16 protein-coding genes are annotated in these 17039 nt (G+C 68.5%); 5 read left to right on the plus strand and 11 right to left on the minus strand.

All coding sequences use genetic code 11. From position 1 onward, the window contains the following. Positions 1-3 precede the first annotated feature (3 nt). Positions 4-765 (minus strand): Crp/Fnr family transcriptional regulator, encoded by a 762-nt coding sequence (locus A6B37_RS11215; protein ID WP_246842451.1) that lies wholly within the window; start codon positions 763-765, stop codon positions 4-6. Between the two features lie 161 nt (positions 766-926). On the opposite strand from A6B37_RS11215, the gene A6B37_RS11220 reads away from it, so the two are divergent. The 5 genes from A6B37_RS11220 (at position 927) to A6B37_RS11240 (ending at position 6428) form a co-directional block, all read left to right on the plus strand. Further along, positions 927-2123, plus strand: coding sequence for an ABC transporter substrate-binding protein (locus tag A6B37_RS11220; protein WP_246842484.1), 1197 nt, complete (start codon positions 927-929; stop codon positions 2121-2123). Between the two features lie 10 nt (positions 2124-2133). After that, a complete protein-coding gene (locus tag A6B37_RS11225) occupies positions 2134-3048 on the plus strand; it encodes a 3-keto-5-aminohexanoate cleavage protein (protein ID WP_102773889.1) in 915 nt (304 codons plus the stop codon). Between the two features lie 14 nt (positions 3049-3062). Next, positions 3063-3839, plus strand: coding sequence for an SDR family oxidoreductase (locus tag A6B37_RS11230; RefSeq protein WP_102773890.1), 777 nt, complete (start codon positions 3063-3065; stop codon positions 3837-3839). A gap of 97 nt (positions 3840-3936) precedes the next feature. Beyond that, positions 3937-6057, plus strand: coding sequence for a LamG-like jellyroll fold domain-containing protein (locus tag A6B37_RS11235; protein WP_111825777.1), 2121 nt, complete (start codon positions 3937-3939; stop codon positions 6055-6057). A gap of 104 nt (positions 6058-6161) precedes the next feature. Then, the gene (locus A6B37_RS11240; RefSeq protein ID WP_102773892.1) at positions 6162-6428 is read left to right on the plus strand and encodes a hypothetical protein; all 267 of its coding nucleotides are present in this window, start codon (positions 6162-6164) and stop codon (positions 6426-6428) included. A 19-nt stretch (positions 6429-6447) separates the two neighbouring features. Here A6B37_RS11240 and A6B37_RS11245 read toward each other — a convergent pair whose 3' ends face one another. The 10 genes from A6B37_RS11245 to A6B37_RS11290 all read right to left on the minus strand — a co-directional run bounded on the left by A6B37_RS11245 (position 6448) and on the right by A6B37_RS11290 (position 16752). Then, positions 6448-8070 (minus strand): methyl-accepting chemotaxis protein, encoded by a 1623-nt coding sequence (locus A6B37_RS11245; RefSeq protein ID WP_111825778.1) that lies wholly within the window; start codon positions 8068-8070, stop codon positions 6448-6450. Between the two features lie 118 nt (positions 8071-8188). After that, the gene (locus A6B37_RS11250; RefSeq protein ID WP_102773894.1) at positions 8189-8974 is read right to left on the minus strand and encodes an aldolase/citrate lyase family protein; all 786 of its coding nucleotides are present in this window, start codon (positions 8972-8974) and stop codon (positions 8189-8191) included. A gap of 27 nt (positions 8975-9001) precedes the next feature. Further along, positions 9002-9988 (minus strand): tripartite tricarboxylate transporter substrate binding protein, encoded by a 987-nt coding sequence (locus A6B37_RS11255; RefSeq protein ID WP_111825779.1) that lies wholly within the window; start codon positions 9986-9988, stop codon positions 9002-9004. A gap of 73 nt (positions 9989-10061) precedes the next feature. Further along, positions 10062-11075, minus strand: a complete 1014-nt coding sequence (locus tag A6B37_RS11260; RefSeq protein WP_102774163.1) for a LacI family DNA-binding transcriptional regulator — start codon at positions 11073-11075, stop codon at positions 10062-10064. Then, positions 11072-11839: an SDR family oxidoreductase gene (locus tag A6B37_RS11265; protein ID WP_111825780.1), complete on the minus strand. Its 768-nt coding sequence runs from the start codon at positions 11837-11839 to the stop codon at positions 11072-11074. The genes A6B37_RS11260 and A6B37_RS11265 overlap by 4 nt, the downstream gene beginning before the upstream one ends. Further along, positions 11836-13155 (minus strand): histidinol dehydrogenase, encoded by a 1320-nt coding sequence (gene hisD / locus A6B37_RS11270; protein ID WP_111825781.1) that lies wholly within the window; start codon positions 13153-13155, stop codon positions 11836-11838. The genes A6B37_RS11265 and hisD overlap by 4 nt, the downstream gene beginning before the upstream one ends. 145 nt (positions 13156-13300) lie before the next feature. Beyond that, positions 13301-14383 (minus strand): flavodoxin family protein, encoded by a 1083-nt coding sequence (locus A6B37_RS11275; protein WP_111825782.1) that lies wholly within the window; start codon positions 14381-14383, stop codon positions 13301-13303. Then, a complete protein-coding gene (locus tag A6B37_RS11280) occupies positions 14380-14850 on the minus strand; it encodes a low affinity iron permease family protein (protein WP_102773899.1) in 471 nt (156 codons plus the stop codon). The genes A6B37_RS11275 and A6B37_RS11280 overlap by 4 nt, the downstream gene beginning before the upstream one ends. 26 nt (positions 14851-14876) lie before the next feature. Continuing rightward, positions 14877-15635, minus strand: coding sequence for an alpha/beta hydrolase (locus A6B37_RS11285; RefSeq protein ID WP_111825783.1), 759 nt, complete (start codon positions 15633-15635; stop codon positions 14877-14879). After that, entirely contained in the window at positions 15622-16752 is a 1131-nt protein-coding gene (locus A6B37_RS11290; RefSeq protein WP_111825784.1) for a DUF3182 family protein, read from the minus strand. Before A6B37_RS11290 ends, A6B37_RS11285 begins: the two co-directional genes overlap by 14 nt. Positions 16753-17039: the final 287 nt, after the last annotated feature.

Below are 17039 nucleotides of genomic sequence, written 5' to 3' on the forward strand. Positions count from 1 at the left end.
AGGTTACGGCAGATTTTCCGGCCCGTCTCCGCGTCCGATCTGCGCGTAATGATGCAGCGCGTCGCGGTCCAGGATGGTCAGCCCGCCGTAACGCGTCTGCAGCACGCCGGCGCGCGCCAGGCGCGTCAGGGCGGCGTTGCAGCGCTGGCGCGACACGCCGCACAGGCTGGCGATTTCTTCCTGCGAGATCTTCAGGCGCCCGCCGGTGTCCGAGTGCGATTCCGCCGCGAGCTGCGCCGCCACCGCGCGCGCCACCATCGTGTCCACGTCCAGCAGCACATTGCCGCAATAGCTGGCCATCAGCCAGTCCACGCGCTGCGCCAGATGCAGCATCAGCGCCTGGGTGAACGCGATGTTCTGCTTCCACAGCCGTTCGCACAGGTCGCGCGGCAGCACCACCACGCGGCTCGGCCGCAAGGCCATCACTTCGTACTCGAAGCGCGCGCCGCGGATCATGGTGGCCTCGCCGAACCAGCTTCCGGTGCTGAAGCCAGCCAGCGACAGCGTCTTTCCCTGCGCGCCGCTGGACGACCACTTCACCAGGCCGTCCACCACGCCGTACCAGCCCGGCGAGCGCGAACCCGCGCGAAACAGGTATTCGCCCTTCCTTAGCGACACCACGCGCAGCGCGGCGCGGATCTCCTGGCGCTCGGCCGGCGGCAGGCCGTTATACCAGGGCACCACCTCCAGCATCCTGTCCACCGCCGCCTGCGCCTGACGTGGCCCGGCGCGCAACGGCTGGTCCCTCTTGTCCGCAGACGCCATGCCCATTGTTTCCTCATCAGGCTGTGGCGCCCGCCCAGGTAAACCCTAGGCTTCTTTGTCACCATGGTGACTGTCCGCGCGGCGGGTCCGACCACAGAATAAGAATGCTCATCGGCCAAAAAACATAAGAGGAGACATGAATGTTGTCAATGTCGCACGCGATGTCCGCCGCAGCCGCCTGCGGCGCCCTCCTGCTGGCCGCGCCCGGCGGCGCGCAGGCGCAGTTCTCGGATGACGTCATCCGCATCGGCTTCATCACCGATCTTTCCGGCGTGTATTCGGGCCCGGACGGCCCCGGCGGCGCCCAGGCCATCAGGATGGCCATAGAGGAAATGGGCGGCGCGATCGACGGCAAGAAAATAGAGCTGCTGGTGGCCGACCACCAGAACAAGCCCGACATCGCCTCGGCCAAGGCGCGCGAATGGTTCGACCAGCGCGGCCTGGACATGCTGATAGGCGGCACGAATTCCAGCACGGCGCTGGCCATGTCCAAGGTCGCCGCCGACAAGAAAAAGCCCATCATCGTGGTGGGAGCGGGCTCGCCCGCGCTGACCAACGAGCAGTGCACGCCCTACACCCTGAACTACGCCTACGACACGGTCGCCCAGGCGCGCGGCACCGGCGGCGCGGTGGTCAAGGCCGGCGGCAAGTCCTGGTACTTCCTGACTGCGGACTACGCCTTCGGCCACGCGCTGCAGGCCGATACCACCACCGTGATCGAGGCCGGCGGCGGCACCGTACTGGGCGCGGTCAAGCATCCGCTGTCGTCGGCCGACTTCTCCTCGTTCCTGCTGCAGGCGCAAAGCAGCAAGGCCGAAATCCTGGCCCTGGCCAACGCCGGCGCCGACACCATCAACGCGATCAAGGCGGCCAACGAATTCGGCGTCACCCAGACGATGAAACTCGCCGGCATGATGATGTTCATCAACGACGTCCACGCCATGGGCCTGCCCACCGCCCAGGGCATGTACCTGACCGACAGCTGGTACTGGAACGCCTCGGACGACGCCCGCGCCTGGGGCCGGGAGTTCTACAAGCGCCAGCAGGCCATGCCCTCCTCGCTGCAGGCGGCCGACTACTCGGCCGCGCTGCAGTACCTGCGCGCGGTCAAGGCCACCGGCACCGACGACGCGGACAAGGTGCTTGCCCACCTGCGCGCGAACAAGCTGAACGACATGTATATCAAGAACGGCGTGGTGCGGCCCGACGGCCGTGTCGTGCACGACATGTATCTGTTGCAGGTCAAGACGCCGGAACAGTCCAAGGAACCCTGGGACTATTTCAAGGTCGTCCGCACCATCGACGGCAACGAAGCCTTCACCAAGCAGTCGGAAAGCCGCTGCGCCCTGTGGAAATAGCGAGCACGCCATGGCAAAACGCAAAGTGATCGTGACCATCGCCCCGACCGGCGGCATGGCGTTCAAGAGCCAGAATCCCCATCTTCCCACCCAGCCCCGCGAAATCGCCGAGGACGTCTACCGCTGCTACAACGCCGGCGCCAGCGTGGCGGCCCTGCACGCCCGCCGGCCCGACGACCAGGCCACCTGCGACGCCTCGATCTACCGCGAGATGAACCGGCTCATCCGCGACCGCTGCGATATCGTGCTGAACAACTCCACCGGCGGCGGCGTGCACGGCGACATGGTCAGGGAGACCACGCCCGGCACCTGGGAGATCCTCTGGGAGGAGCGGCTCAAGGGCATGGACGCGGGCGCGGAAATGTGCACGCTGGACGCCACCACGCTGAACCTGGCCTTCGACGGCCGCGAGTACCTGATGAACACGCCGCTGAGCCGTGCGCGCGAACTGGCCGCCGGCATGAAGGCGCGCGGCATCAAGCCGGAATGGGAGGTTTTCAGCCCCACGCACATCATCCAGGACGCCGCCACGCTGATCGGCGAAGGCCTGGACGACGGCCCGCCTTTCATCAACCTGGTCATGAACGTGCACCGCAACTTCCAGAACGCCATGCCGTTCTCGCCGCGCCACCTGCAGATGATGGTGGACCTGCTGCCCAAAAACAGCGTGTTCTGCGTCAGCGGCATCGGCCCCTCGCAGCTGGAGGCCAACATCAGCGCGCTGCTGCTGGGCGGCCATGCGCGGGTCGGGCTGGAAGACAACCTGTACTACCGCCACGGCGAGCTGGCCACCAACGTACAGCTGACCGAGAGAATCGTGCGCATCATCCGCGAACTCGACATGGAGCCGGCCACGCCCGCCGAAGCGCGGGAGATCATGGGACTGCCGCGCGCCGGCGGCGTGCGGCCCGAGTTCGCGGCATGACGGAGACCCCCACCATGAATGCATCGCTCAAGGGCAAGCGCGTCCTGGTCACCGCAGGCGCGAACGGCATCGGGCTGGCGATCGCGCGCCGGTTCCTGCAGGCCGGCGCCGAGGTGCACGCCTGCGACGTGGACGAGGCCGCCTGCCGCGCCGCCGCCGACGGCCATCCTGGGCTGGGCATGAGCGTGACGGACGTGTCTTCCGAAGCGCAGGTCCAGGCCCTGTTCGGCGTGCTGAAGGACAAGTGGGACGGGCTCGACGTGCTGGTCAACAACGCCGGCGTCTCCGGCCCCACCAGCCGGCTCGAAGACACCACGCTGGAGGCCTGGCGCAACACGCTGGACGTGAATCTGACCGGCACCTTCCTGTGCGCGCGCAGCGCGGTGCCGATGCTGCGCGCGGCCGGCGGCGGCTCCATCGTCAACATCTCTTCGGTGGCCGGCCGTCTTGGATTTTCGCTGCGCACGCCCTACAGCGCCAGCAAGTTCGGGCTGGCCGGCCTGACCCAGACCTGGGCCATGGAGCTCGGCCCGTCCAACATCCGCGTCAATTCGGTGCTGCCCGGCGTGGTGGCGGGCGAACGGGTCGAACGCATCATCGCCGCGCGCGCCGCCGCCGGCGGCGTCAGCAACGACGAGATGCGCGCGCAGCTGCTGTCCGGCGTATCGCTGCGGCGCATGACCCGTCCCGAGGACATCGCGAACCAGGTGGCCTTTCTGTGCTCGGACGAAGGCGCGATGATCAGCGGCCAGAGCATATCGGTCTGCGGCAACGTCGAGCACCTGGGCTGAAGCCGGAGCCTCATCGTTATCTAGGACAAATCCTGTCATTGGCGCGTCACTCCGCACGAATATAAATGCGGCCTTTCACGTGCACTCAGGATTTGCGATGTCCACCTTCGATGACGAAACCGGCCTGCCGGCGCCCACGCGCCGCAACTTCCTCCGCGGCGGCCTGGCCGCGGCGCTGATCCCCGGCGCGGGACTGCTGACCGCTTGCGGCGGCGACGACGACGATGACGATTCCGCCGCCGGCGGCGGCGAGAGCGGCGGCGAAACGCCGCAGCCCCAGCCCGAACCCGGCCCCGACGCCACCCAGGGTTCGCGCTTCGCGCTGGCGGTGCTGCCCGACACCCAGTTCTACGCCCGCTACGCCACGCTGGCGGAAAGCAGCCAGTACAGCCGCAAGTTCGGCAGCGAACCCTACATGGCGCAGACCTACTGGATCGCCGCCAACGCGGCCGCGCTGAACATTCCCTTCGTGACCCATCTGGGCGACGTGGTGGACCAGGCCGGCAAGCCCGACCAGTGGAAAGTGGCCGACCAGGCCATGCGGGTGCTGGAAACGGCCAAGGTTCCGTACTCGGTGCTGGCCGGCAACCACGACGTGCTCCGTTCGCTGGAATACGTGGACGCCTCCAGCCAGGCCAGCGGCACCGAAGCCCAGCGCGTGCTGGCCGACGAGCCCTATCTGCAATGGTTCAACCCCGCCCGCGCCAAGCGCATGAGCACCTTCCGCGGCCGCGACGCCAGCGGCTTCCACGAATACCACGTGTTCGAAGCCGAGGGGCAGCAGTTCATGGTGCTGTCGCTGTCGTGGCGCATCTCGGACGACGGCATCGCGTGGGCGCGCCGCGTCATCCAGGAAAATCCCGGCCTGCCCGTCATCCTGGTCAACCATCAGTTGCTGAACATCGACCGCGACGGCGTCAGCCCGCTGGAGACGGCCTACGGCAACATGCTGTGGGAGCGCCTGATCCGCGACAACGACCAGATCTTCATGACGCTCAACGGCCACCATCACGGCGCGGCGCACCAGACCCGCGTCAACGATTTCGGCAACAAAGTCGAAATCATGGTGGTCGACTACCAGATGGCCTACCAGGGCGGCAACGGCCTGATGCGCCTGTATGAATTCGACCTGACCCACAACCAAATCCACGTGCTGTCGTTCTCGCCGTGGGTGGTGCAGAAGCCGCGCGACACCCTGACGCAGTTCGACCAGGCCGTGCTGAAGACGGCCAACGAGCAGTTCACCATCGAGATGGACTTCGCCGCCCGCTTCTCCGGATTCAACAAGCAGTTCAAGCCCGGCGCGCAGCTGCGCGGCTCGCTGGTGGAGGCCGCCAGCGCGATGATACTGGCCGGCTACACCGAGCCCGAGGTCGAGGTCGCCCGCGCCCCGGCCGATCCCGAGGACTATCCCAAGGTGGCCAGCACCGTGGCGCACTGGCGCTTCACCGGCGGCGCGGCCGGACAGGCCGTGGCGGCCGGCCAGGTCATCGAGGACCGCGCCGGCCAGAACCCGCTGCGGCGCGCGGCCCTGAACGCCGAACCCGGCGTGCGCACGGCGCAGCTCGAAGACGTGCGCTGGAGCGACGACAAGCACTTCCTGTCCGCCGCCCCCGGCTCGGTGCAATTCGCCAACACCGACAAGAACGCCCAGCGCCTGAGCTACTTCCTGACCGACGCCGCCGCGCCGCTCAACGCCATGGACTTCGCCGCCACCGGCTACACGGTCGAAGCGTTCGTGAAGATCGACAAGAACTGGCGTTCCGACCTGCACGCATGGATGAACATCATGACCCGCGACGGCCGGCGCGACGCGGTGCCGGGCTTCTCCGGCGGCGATGGCGAATCGCCGCCGCTGCTGTTCGCGGTCTCCAGCCTGCGCGAAATCCAGTGGGAAGTGGTCACGCCGCAGGCGGGCGTGCGCGCCCCGCAGGCCAGCTGGTCCGGCGAGATCATGGCCGACAGCTGGGTGCACATCGCCGTGGTGGCCGACCCGGCCGCGAAGGAAAGCATCATGTACATCGAAGGCGCGCCGGCGCTGCGCAACTCCGGCAACGCCACCGGCCTGGCCCCGGTGTCGGCCGCCATGCCGTGGGTGGTGGGCGCCGGCTCCTGGGACGGCGAACGCTGCGACGGCTTCTTCGGCAGCATCGGTGAAATCCGCATCGCCGCCGAGCCGCTGCCCTCGCAGCAGTGGCTGACCGCAAGACGCGGCTAGGCCACGGCGCGATCATCCGCAAGGCCGGCGCCGTGGCGCCGGCCTTGCTGCTTTTAAGGGCCACATCGACCGCAGTAGCATGAAAAACGTCGACAGGAGGCACCATGGAACAAGCAAAGTGGGATTTCCAGATCGAACATCCGGTCAACCAGGACGGCGCCTGGAGCATAGGCTACATGCTGATTCCGCCGCCCGGCGCGGCCGCCGAAGAGCGGATCGCCATCGACGAGCGCTTTCCGTCCGCGCAGATCGCGATCGAAGAGGCGACGCGGCTCGCGCAGATCCACGTCGCCGACCTCAACGGCGATACCGCCACCTTCGAAAAACCGACGGACGACGAGGTCCCGTTCGGCAAGAATCCGCGTTTCTAGCGCGCCCGCGGCCGCCCGCCTAGGCCGGCAACAACCTGGCTCGCAGCCGCGCCGGCGCGTCTTCCTGGCCGCGGCCGGCGTCGTCCGTCAGCCGGAACACGCCCACCGCGCCCACCAGTTCGCGCGCCTGGTCCTGCATCGACCCGGCCGCCGCCGCGGCCTGCTCGACCAGCGCGGCGTTCTGCTGCGTGACTTCGTCCATCTGCGCGACGGCGCGGTTCACCTGCTCGATGCCGCTGGCCTGTTCGCGCGAAGCCGCCGCGATCTCTCCCATGATGTCGGTCACGCGCTGCACCGAAGCCACCACTTCCTGCATCGTGGCGCCGGCCTCCTGCGCCTGGCGCGAGCCGTCGGCGACCTTGCCGGCGGAATCCTCGATCAGCGCCTTGACTTCGCGCGCGGCCTGCGCGCTGCGCTGCGCCAGCGAACGCACCTCGCCCGCCACCACCGCGAAGCCCTTGCCCTGCTCGCCCGCGCGCGCGGCCTCGACCGCGGCGTTGAGCGCCAGGATGTTGGTCTGGAACGCGATCGCGTCGATCACCGACACGATCTCGGAGATCTTGCGCGAACTGGCGGAAATCTCTTGCATGGTGCCGACCACCGCCGACACGGCGCTGCCGCCGCGCTCGGCGATGGCGCAGGCGCCGGCCGCGAGGCGGTCGGCCTGGCTGGCGTTGTCGGCGTTCTGCTTGACGGTCGAGGCCAGCTCCTCCATCGATGCGGCGGTCTCTTCCAGCGAAGCCGCCTGCTCCTCGGTGCGGCTGGACAGGTCGGCATTGCCCGCCGCGATCTGGCCCGAGGCGCTGGAGATGGTTTCCGCCCCGCCGCGGATGGCGCGCACGGCGCCGGCCAGTCTGTCCTGCATGTCCTGCAGCGCGTGCAGCAGGCGTCCGGTTTCGTCGCCCGCGCCCGCTTCGATGCGCTGGCTCAGGTCGCCGCCCGCCACCGACTCGGCCGCCTTGACGGCGCGCGCCAGCGGCCGCGTGACGGACCGCGCGACCCGCCATGCGAAAAGCGCGCCCAACGCCAGCGCGATGCCCGCCAGGGCCAGGTTCAGCCGCTCCGCCTGCCGCGTGATCTCCTGGCTGGCCTCGCCGGCCTGCCGCATCTCGGCGGCCTGCAGCCGCGACAGTTCGACGATGTGGTTCTGCAGGCTGTCGAGCAGGGGCAGCGTTTCTTCCAGCAACCGCTGCCGGGCCGCATCGCGCTCGCCATTCTTCAATTGCGCGCCCACCGCCTGGAACGACCGCACGTAGCGCCCGCGCACCTCTTCCAGCGCGCGCAGCCGCGCGCTGTCCTGCGCCGACGCGTACAAGGGCCGCAACGCGGCCAGCGCCTGGTCTATGGTGCGGCGGTTCTGGTCGATCTGGACAAAGCGCTTTTCAGAAGCGGCCGGATCGGCGTCGACGATCAATTCCAGATTGGCGCGCGCGTTGGCGCGCGTCGTGACGTCGATGACCGATACCGCGCTGGCGCCCGCCCAGGTCTGCTGGATGATCGCCTGATTGATGCGCTCGATCTGCGCGAGCTTGTACTGCGCCGTGCCGGCCAGGGCCAGCAGCAGGGCGAGCACCGCGCCAAAGCCCAGGGCCAGGCGGGCGCCGATGGAGAGATTGCCGAAATTGATGCGAAAAACAGTCATGGGGTTCCAAGGTTGAACCAAGGGAAAACCCCAGTCTAAGTTTTGTGAAATATTTCACAATGTTTTTATCGCGTGGATTTGCGCGTCATCAAGGACGGCCGATACGACTCGGAATGCTTCAATACCGCAACGCCGCGTCGCGCCCGGCGCTGGCGGCCTGCGCCAGCGCGCGCGTGATGATGCTGGTCGACACATTGGCGAAATAGCGCGCGCCGAGCGCCCCGTATTTTTCCTCGTCGGCCGGCGTCAGCGCGATGATGCCGGCGCACTTGCCGGCCGCCGCGATGGCCCGCAGCCCCTGCTCGATGGCGCGCTGCACCGGCTCGGCGTTCCAGTCGCTGCCGTGGCCCATCGCGTGCGCCAGGTCGTTGGGGCCGATGAACACAGCGTCCACGCCGTCGACCGCCGCGATCTCCGCCGCCGCGGCGATCGCCTCGGGAGTTTCGATCATGGCGATGAAGGCTATGCCCTCGTTGCTGCGCTGCGTATGCCCGGCGCCGCCGAACGCGCCGTAGCCGGCCGCGCGCGTGCTGAAGGCGCTGCCGCGCCGGCCCAGCGGCGGATAGTGGATCAGGTCCGCCAGGCGGCGCGCCTGCGCGGCGCTTTCCACCATGGGCACCTGCACCGCGCTGGCGCCCATGTCGAGCACGCGCGGCAGGTCGTGTTCGAAGCAGCGCACCACCGGCACGATGCCGGCGGCCCGCGCCGCGCGCAGCATGTGCTCGGTGGTCCCGAAATCGGCGCTGCCGTGCTCGTTGTCCAGGATGATGAAATCGAATCCCGCATACGCGCACATTTCGACGATGGCCGGGCTGGGCAGGCCGTTGAACAGGCCGCGCAAGGGCTTGCCGCTGCGCAGCATGGCCGGCAGGCGGCCATCCAGAGGGTATCGGGGTTCGTTCATGTCAGTCTCCTGGATGCGGTTGGGGAATCAATCGGCCTGGATGCCGGCGTCCTTGATCACTTTGCCCCATTTTTCGATTTCGCTGCGCTGGAACTGCGCGAACGCGGCCGAGCCGCGGCCGTCCGGCGCCACACCCAGCATCAGCAGCTTGGCGCGGACCTCCGGCGTTTCGACCACGGCCGCGATCTCGCGCGCCAGCCGGTCCACCACCGGCGCCGGCGTGCCGGCCGGCGCGAAGATGCCCTGCCACGACTGCATCTGGAATCCCGGCAGCCCCAGCTCGGCCAGCGGCCTGGCCTGCGGCAGGTCGGCCAGCGGCGCGGCCGACGTCACGCCCAGCACCTTGACCCGCTTCGAATCGATCATCGGGCGCGCCGCGGCCACGGTTTCGAACACCATGTCGATCTGTCCGCCGATCAGGTCCACCATGGACTGCGAACCGCCCTTGTAGACAATCTGGCGCAGCCGCGTGCCGGAGATCGATTGGAACAGCTGGCCCGACAGATGCTGCGAGGTGCCCGCGCCGGCGGTGCCGTAGGTCAGGCCGTCCGGCTGCGCGCGCGCCGCGTCTATCACCTGCTGCACCGTGTCGAACGGGCTGTCGGCGCGCACCACCAGGGCGTTGCTGACCATGCCCACCAGCGCCACCGGCGTGAAATCCTTGACCGGGTCGTAGCCCAGCGACTTGATGAAGAACGGGTTGACGGCGTGCGTGGTGATGGTGCCGCCGACCACCGTATAGCCGTCCGGCTCGGCGCGCGCCACCTGCTGGGTGCCGATGATGCCGGAGACGCCCGGCTTGTTCTCGACCACGACGGGCTGGCCCAGGCGGGCCGACAACTGCTCGGCCATCAGGCGCGCCACGCCGTCGGACACCCCGCCCGGCGAGAACGGCACGATGTAGCGGATGGTCTTGGCCGGCCAGTCGGCCGTGGCCTGCTGGGCGTGGGCCAGCGTGGCCGTCAAACCGAACGCCGCGGCGGCGGCCAGGGTGCGTATGAAGGTGCTGCGCATTCGAAAGTCTCCTGTCGATGATGTCTGGACGGAATCTGCGTCCGCCTTGCTGAGTTGCCGGTATGAAAGAAATTCAGGGGCCGGCGCGGACGGTGCCGCGCTCGACCAGGGTGCAGGGCACGACGATGTCGCGCGGCCGCAGTTCGGAATGCATCTGTTCGCGCAGCAGGCTCACGGTGGCCTCGACCATGGGCTCGACCTGCTGGCGCACCGTGGTCAGGCGGTAGGCGCCCCAGGCGGCCTGCGGCACGTCGTCGAAGCCCACCACGGCCACGTCCTGCGGCACGCGCAGGCCCAGCTCCAGGCGCAGCACGTCCAGCGCCGCGATCGCCATATGGTCGTTGCCGGCGAACAGCGCATCCGGCGCGTCGCGTTCGAACATCCGCCGCACCGCCTCCTGGGCCTGGTCGAAGTTGTAATGGCCCACCGCGCGGCTGTGCAGCGCGTGGCCCAGCTCGCCCAGCGCGTCGCGGTAGCCGCGTTCGCGCTCGATGCTGGTGGACGAATCCTCCAGGCCCGCCAGATAGCCGAAGCGCCGGTAGCCGCGCTGCGCCAGCAACTGCGCCACCAGCCGGCCGCCCTCGTAATTGTCGGAAGTGACCGAGCTGCTGGCATGGCGCGCCAGCCCGCCCAGGATGGACACGCGGTTGAACTGCACCACCGGCACGCCCACTTCGGCGCAGCTGCGCGCCACGTTGGACGACAGCATGGCCGAGGCCATGACGATGCCGTCCACCTGGTATTGCAGGATCTCGGCCAGCACGCCGTCGGCCGCCTCGTCCACCTCGGCGATGAACATCAGCACGTGGTAGCCCTCTTTCTGCAGCTTCTGCGACAGCCGCTCTATCACCAGCGGATAGAACTGGTTTTCCAGATAGCTCATCACCAGCGCCACGATGCGGCTGCGGCGGGTGATCAGGCTGCGGGCCAGCGCGTTGGGCCGATAGCCCAGCTTCTGCGCCGCGGCCAGCACCTTGCGCCGGGTCTGCTCCGACACGCTGGCGCCGGGCGTGAAGGTGCGGCTGACGGCGGACTGCGAGACCTCCGCCAGATCCGCCACGTCCTGGGCGCGCGGCGTGGTCCTCATGCGGCGGTCCATCCCGCGTCCAGCATCAGCGCGCTGCCGGTCACAAGGCTGGAGGCGTCGCTGGCCAGGAACACGATGGCGCCCATGACCTCCTCGACCTGCCCGACCCGGCCCAGCGCGTTGCGCGCGCAGACCCAGGCGCGGAATTCCGGGTCGGCCAGCATGCCGGCCGTCATGGGCGTTTCGATGAAGGTGGGGCACACCGTATTGACGCGGATGCCGGCCGCGCCCAGCTCCCAGGCCAGCGCCTTGGTCATGCCTTCGAGCGCATGCTTGCTGGCGCAGTACAGGGTGCGGCGCAGGCCGCCCACGTGGCCCATCTGCGACGACACGTTGATGATGGACCCGCCCTGCCCGGCCTGCAGCAGCCGGCGCGCGACCGCGCGGCAGACGTAGAAAGCCGCCTTCACGTTCAGGTCCATCACCGCGTCGATGTCCTCGTCGGACTGCTCCACCAGCGGCTTGGGGCGGTTCATCCCGGCGTTGTTCACCAGAATGTCGAAGGGCGCGCCTTGCGCCAGCGCGGCGTCGACCGCGGCCGAGTCCGTCACGTCCAGCACCAGCGCCGCGCACTGCACGCCCTCGGCCCGCAAGGCCTCGCAGGCCTGTTCCAGTTCGGGCGCGCGGCGCGCGGCCAGCGTCACGTGCGCGCCGGCGCGGCCCAGCGCCGTCGCCGCCGCCAGCCCGATGCCGCCGGAGCCGCCGGTCACCAGCGCGCGGCGCCCGTCCAGCCGAAAATCCGGTCCCTTGGGCAGCGCGATCATGACCGGGCCTCCACCGGCTGGTACCAGGGCAGTTCGGGCCGGCCGCCGTAGCGGCGCACGCGGATATTGGCCTGCTCGCCGTGGCCGGCGAAGTTCTCCATGTGGCACAGGCGCGAGCAATATTCGCCCATGGTCGCGCTGGCGGCGTCGGTCAGCACGCGCTGGTAGGTGCAGGTCTTGAGGAACTTGCCCACCCACAGCCCGCCCGTGTAGCGCGCATTGCGGTTGGTCGGCAGCGTGTGGTTGGTGCCGATCACTTTGTCGCCGAAGCTGACGTTGGTGCGCGGCCCCAGGAACAGCGCGCCGTAGTTCGTCATGTTGTTCAGAAAGTAGTCGGGATCGCGGGTCATGACCTGCACGTGCTCGAACGCCAGTTCGTCGGCCACCTGCAGCATTTCCTCCAGGCTGTCGCAGACGATGACCTCGCCGCAATCGGCCCAGGCCTGGGCCGCGATGGCGGCGGTCGGCAGGATGGCGAGCTGGCGCTCGACCTCGGCCAGCGTGTCGCGCGCCAACTGTTCGCTATTGGTCAGCAGCACCGCGGGCGAGGTCGGGCCGTGCTCGGCCTGGCCCAGCAGATCGACGGCGCACAGTTCGCCGTCCACGCTGTCGTCGGCGATCACCAGGGTTTCCGTGGGACCGGCGAACAGGTCGATGCCGACCCGGCCGTACAGTTGCCGCTTGGCTTCGGCCACGTACATATTGCCCGGGCCCACCAGCATGTCCACGGGCGCCACGCTGGGCGTGCCCACGGCCATCGCCACCACCGCCTGCACGCCGCCCAGCACCAGGATCTCGTCGGCGCCGGCCATGTCCATCGCGGTCACGATGGCCGGATGCGGCTTGCCCTGATAAGGCGGCGCCGTCGACACGATGCGCTTGACGCCCGCCACCTTGGCCGTCAGCACGCTCATGTGCGCCGAGGCCAGCAGCGGATACTTGCCGCCCGGGATATAGCAGCCCACCGCGTTCATGGGCACGTGGCGGTGGCCCAGCACCACGCCGGGATAGGTTTCCACCTCGACCTCGCGCATGGAATCGCGCTGGATCTGCGCGAAATTGCGCACCTGGCTCTGCGCGAACGCGATGTCCTCGATCTCGCGCGCCGACAGCTGCTTGCGGGCGGCTTCGATCTCCGCGCGCGACAGCCGGAAGTCCTGCGGGTCCCAGTTGTCGAACTTGCGGCTGTAGTCGCGCACCGCCGCGTCGCCGCGCGTCTCGATGTCGCGGATGATGTCTTCGACGGTGGCGCGCACCTTGGCGTCGTGGTCGGTTTTAACGGCGGCCGTGCGGCCGCGCTTCAGATACCGGATCATGGTTTTTCCTGCCCTGCAAACGTAGGTGAGTCGATGAAGTGCAGCCACTTTCAAGCGCTTGCATACGTATGCAAATCAGGGAAAACCCGTGGAATCCGGACTGGGACGTGCCGGCCGTCGATCCGGGACCGGCCCTCGCCGACGCTCACTTCGGCCGCGGCTGCTCGATCCCCCGGTCCAGCCCGGCCATCTCGCCGCGCCGCAGCCGCGGCAGCACATTGAGCACGGCCCGCGCCACGTTGCGCACCTCCTGCTGCACGGCCGTGTCGCGGTCCAGCTCGTCGTGGCTGGTGGCATAGGGGCGGTAATAGCCGATGTAGCGGTCCAGCCGCGAGGCCGCGCCGGCGTCGATCAGGCCCATCCAGTCCAGCCAGTCGCTCAGCGCGCGCCGCTGCGCCTCGATGCCGGCCACGTCGCCATGCACCACCAGCCCATAGGCGCGGCCGGCCAGGTGCTTGGGATACGGCCAGCCGGCAAGCTCAACCTCCTTGGCCTTGAGCGGGTCCTTGCCGCCGGTCAGCGTCGGATCGGGGTTGCCGCCGTCGGCGCACACCAGCCGGTCGATCATCAGCTTCAGCGGGCAAGGCGATTGATACCAGTAGGTGGGCGCCACCAGGATCACGGCGTGGGCCGCGACCCATTGTTCGTAGATGCCGGCCATGGCGTCGTTGACCTGCCCCAGCGCATGGTTCGGATAACAGCTGCAGGGCCAGTGGCACAAGGGCATGGCGGTCGAAACACAGCCCTTGCACGGATGGATCTGGTACTGGTATTCGGAGGCCAGGCGGCTGAGGTCCAGCATGTCGGTCTGCACGCCGCCGGCGCGCAGCTCGTCCAGCACGATGCGCGCCAGCCGCCAGGTCTTGGAGACTTCGCCCGGACAGGTGCCGTCGTTGCGCGACGCGCCGGCGATCACCAGCACGCGCGAGGGCGTGCCCGGATCGCGCTGCACTTTTTCGGCGACGGCCAGCCGGTCGCGCGTCTGCTTCCACTCGGCCGCCAGCTCGTAATCGGGATCGGCGAACTCGGGGCCAGCCTTGACGGTCACGGGCGATTTGCGGCCCGCTTCGTAGGCCTGCCAGGCGATGGTCTCCAGCCGCTCCAGGGCGTCGTTTTCGGCCTGGAAAGCCGGATCGTAGAAGCGCTGCATGAAGCGTTCACGGAACGCCTCGCGCGCCAGCGCGCCGGGATACTGTCCCTTGCGCACGGTGGGTTTGGGATGGTTCATTGCCGCCTCCGGCTGCGTGCGCGCTGGCGGTGTTGCTTCCTGGCGCGCGCCGTGCAGGCCGCCGCCAGCGCCAGCAGCTTGTCCTCGTCCAGGCTCTCGGCGTCGACCAGGCCTTCGTCGGCGCCCTTGAGCGCGATCAGCAGTTCATCGAGCTTCAGGTGCAGCGCCTCGCTGTCCTTGTTCTGGCTTTGCTGGATCAGGAACACCATGAGAAAGGTCACGATGGTGGTGCCGGTATTGATCACCAGTTGCCAGGTTTCGGAGTAACCGAACACCGGGCCGGTCAGCGCCCATGCGAGCACCGCCATCAGCGCCAGGCCGAACGTCACCGGCGTTGCGGTCCATCGCTTCACGCGCGTGGCGAAACGGTCGAAGGCCCTGAACAGCGCGCCGCCGCGCTCGGCCTGTTCCTTGGACGGCGATCGCTTCGGGCGCGGACGCCGCGCCGGTATGCTGGTGCTCGGCATGACTTCTTCCTGTCCTGCGCGCGCGCTCATAACCCTGCCCGCCCGACTCCCATGCGCGCGCCCATGACCATTTCGGTCACCCAGTTCACCAGGATCGAGGTGTAGGCGCGCTGCGCCGGCTTCTCGGTCAGGGCGTGGTCGGCGCCGTCGATGATGCGGTGCGTCAGGGAATGCGAGCGTCGAAACGCCCCCCGGTAGCTCATGATGGTGGAATGCGGGATGTAGATATCGTGCTCGGCCTCCACCAGCAGCACGTCGCCGGCGAAGTCGGTGCACGCCTGCAGCGCGCGGTTCTCCTCGGGCGGCACATAGGCGCTGCGGTAGGCGCGCAGCGTGTCGCGGTTGAGCTGATTCTTGGGCACCAGCCACTCGTCGTCGCGGTACAGCGCCGGCACGTGCAGCGCCAGCCAGCGCACCGGCCGCAGCGTGCACAGCAAGGCCGCCAGATAGCCGCCGTAGCTGCTGCCCACCACCGCGACCGAGCCGGAATCCAGGGAGGGATGGGCGGCCAGCCTGTCATAGGCCGCCACCACGTCGCGCAGATTGTCTTCGCGCGTCACCTCGCGCTGCCGTTGCAGGGTGGCGGCATGGCCGCGCAGGTCGAACGTCAGGCAGACGCAGCCCAGCGCGGCGATGCCCTTGGCGCGCGACAGGTCGAACTCCTGGCTGCCGCCCCAACCGTGGATGAAAAGTACGCCAGGCACTTTGTCCTCCGGGGTAAGAAAGGTCGCGTCCAGCGAGACGTCGTCCACTTCCAGCGCAAACGGTTTGCTATGCGTCGCCATCGTCCGCCTCCACGATTCCTCCCGATTTGCTGATCGGGCCGACCGCCCGGTCGTGCCCGTGGAACACCAGCCGTTGCGCGATCGGCACCGGCTCGTCGGCGCCGTAGCGCTCGCGCGTCTCGGCGCGCACCTCGCACAGCGCGGGCGACAGTGCGAACGCCTGCATGGCGGCAAGCTCGGCGATGCTGGCGCCGCCGGCGCGCCACGACTGTTCCAGCACGCCGGCGCGCGCGCCCCCGTCGGCCCCGCGCCCGAACGCCACGTCGTAATTGCGACGCGAGGCGATCAGGTCCGGATATGCCGTGGAAATCGCCGTGTCGTAATGGCAGGCCATGTCGATGGCATGGCGCTCTTTCGCGCCCAGGCGCAGCGCGCGCAAGGCGTCGAAGCCACCGCGCACCACGCGCAGTTCGGAGCCGCCATACACCTGGCTGCCGTCGTTGGACGGGGTCAGCGACTGGGTGCCGACATAGGAGATCTCCAGCTTGCCCACCTTCGACCAGCCCACGCTGTAGGTCTCGACGTCTTCCAGGTCTTCCTCCAGCACCAGGCCCAGGTGCGCCATCGCCGCCGGCGACTGCGCGGCCAGCGCGGCGCGCAGCGCATCCAGGTCGCGCACCACCTGCTGCCCGCGCCCGCCGGTTCCGTCCGCCGGCTTCAGCCGCAGCGGACCGCGGGCCAGCAGCAGCCGGCCCGCGACCAGCGCGTCTTCGCGGCAGAAAGCCGTATAGCCCGACAGCACCACCGCGCGCAGCGCGGCCGGCAGGGACGCGACCCAGCCCGCCGGCGCGCGGGCCTGCGGCCCGGCGAGCTGGTGGCTGATGGATTTCGTCGCCACGAAGGCATGGGGCACCACGCCGCCGTACAAGTCCGCCGCCCTGCTGATGCCGAGCACGGCGGCGCGCGCCATGCCGGTGATGGTGCGATCCGGCACGTAATACGGCGCGGGGCTGCCGCGATGGCGGCTGGGCCGGTAATCCGGCACATACGTCAGGCCGAGCAGCGCTGCCAGGCGCAGGGCCAGCGCTTCCTGGGAGGCCGCTTCGTGCTCGGACGCCTGCAGGCGCCGCGGATAGGCCGCCACGATGCCGTCGGAGTGATTCGGTGTGGATGTCATGGGGGCTGCAGCAGCAAGTGGCGTGCCCATGGCACAGCCACCTCCGATGCCCTGGGAAATTGACGATTCCTTACGTATAACCCCTATAGATTTGTGTCATTTAATTTCAATACCGCCTTATAGGTGGTTTGAGAACGTCATCCATCTTTGCCTTACCGCCTGTATTTGCTGGAATTTCCCTGCATATCCCCAATGGTCAGCAATCGAATCTCAAAGAAATTATCCGTAATAAATCGACCGCCCCATCCCTACTAAGGTGGTCGCTACCCACGCCCAGAGGAGAAAGA

Source organism: Achromobacter sp. HZ01 (assembly GCF_003267925.1).
Classification (GTDB): Bacteria; Pseudomonadota; Gammaproteobacteria; order Burkholderiales; family Burkholderiaceae_B; genus Achromobacter; species Achromobacter pulmonis_A.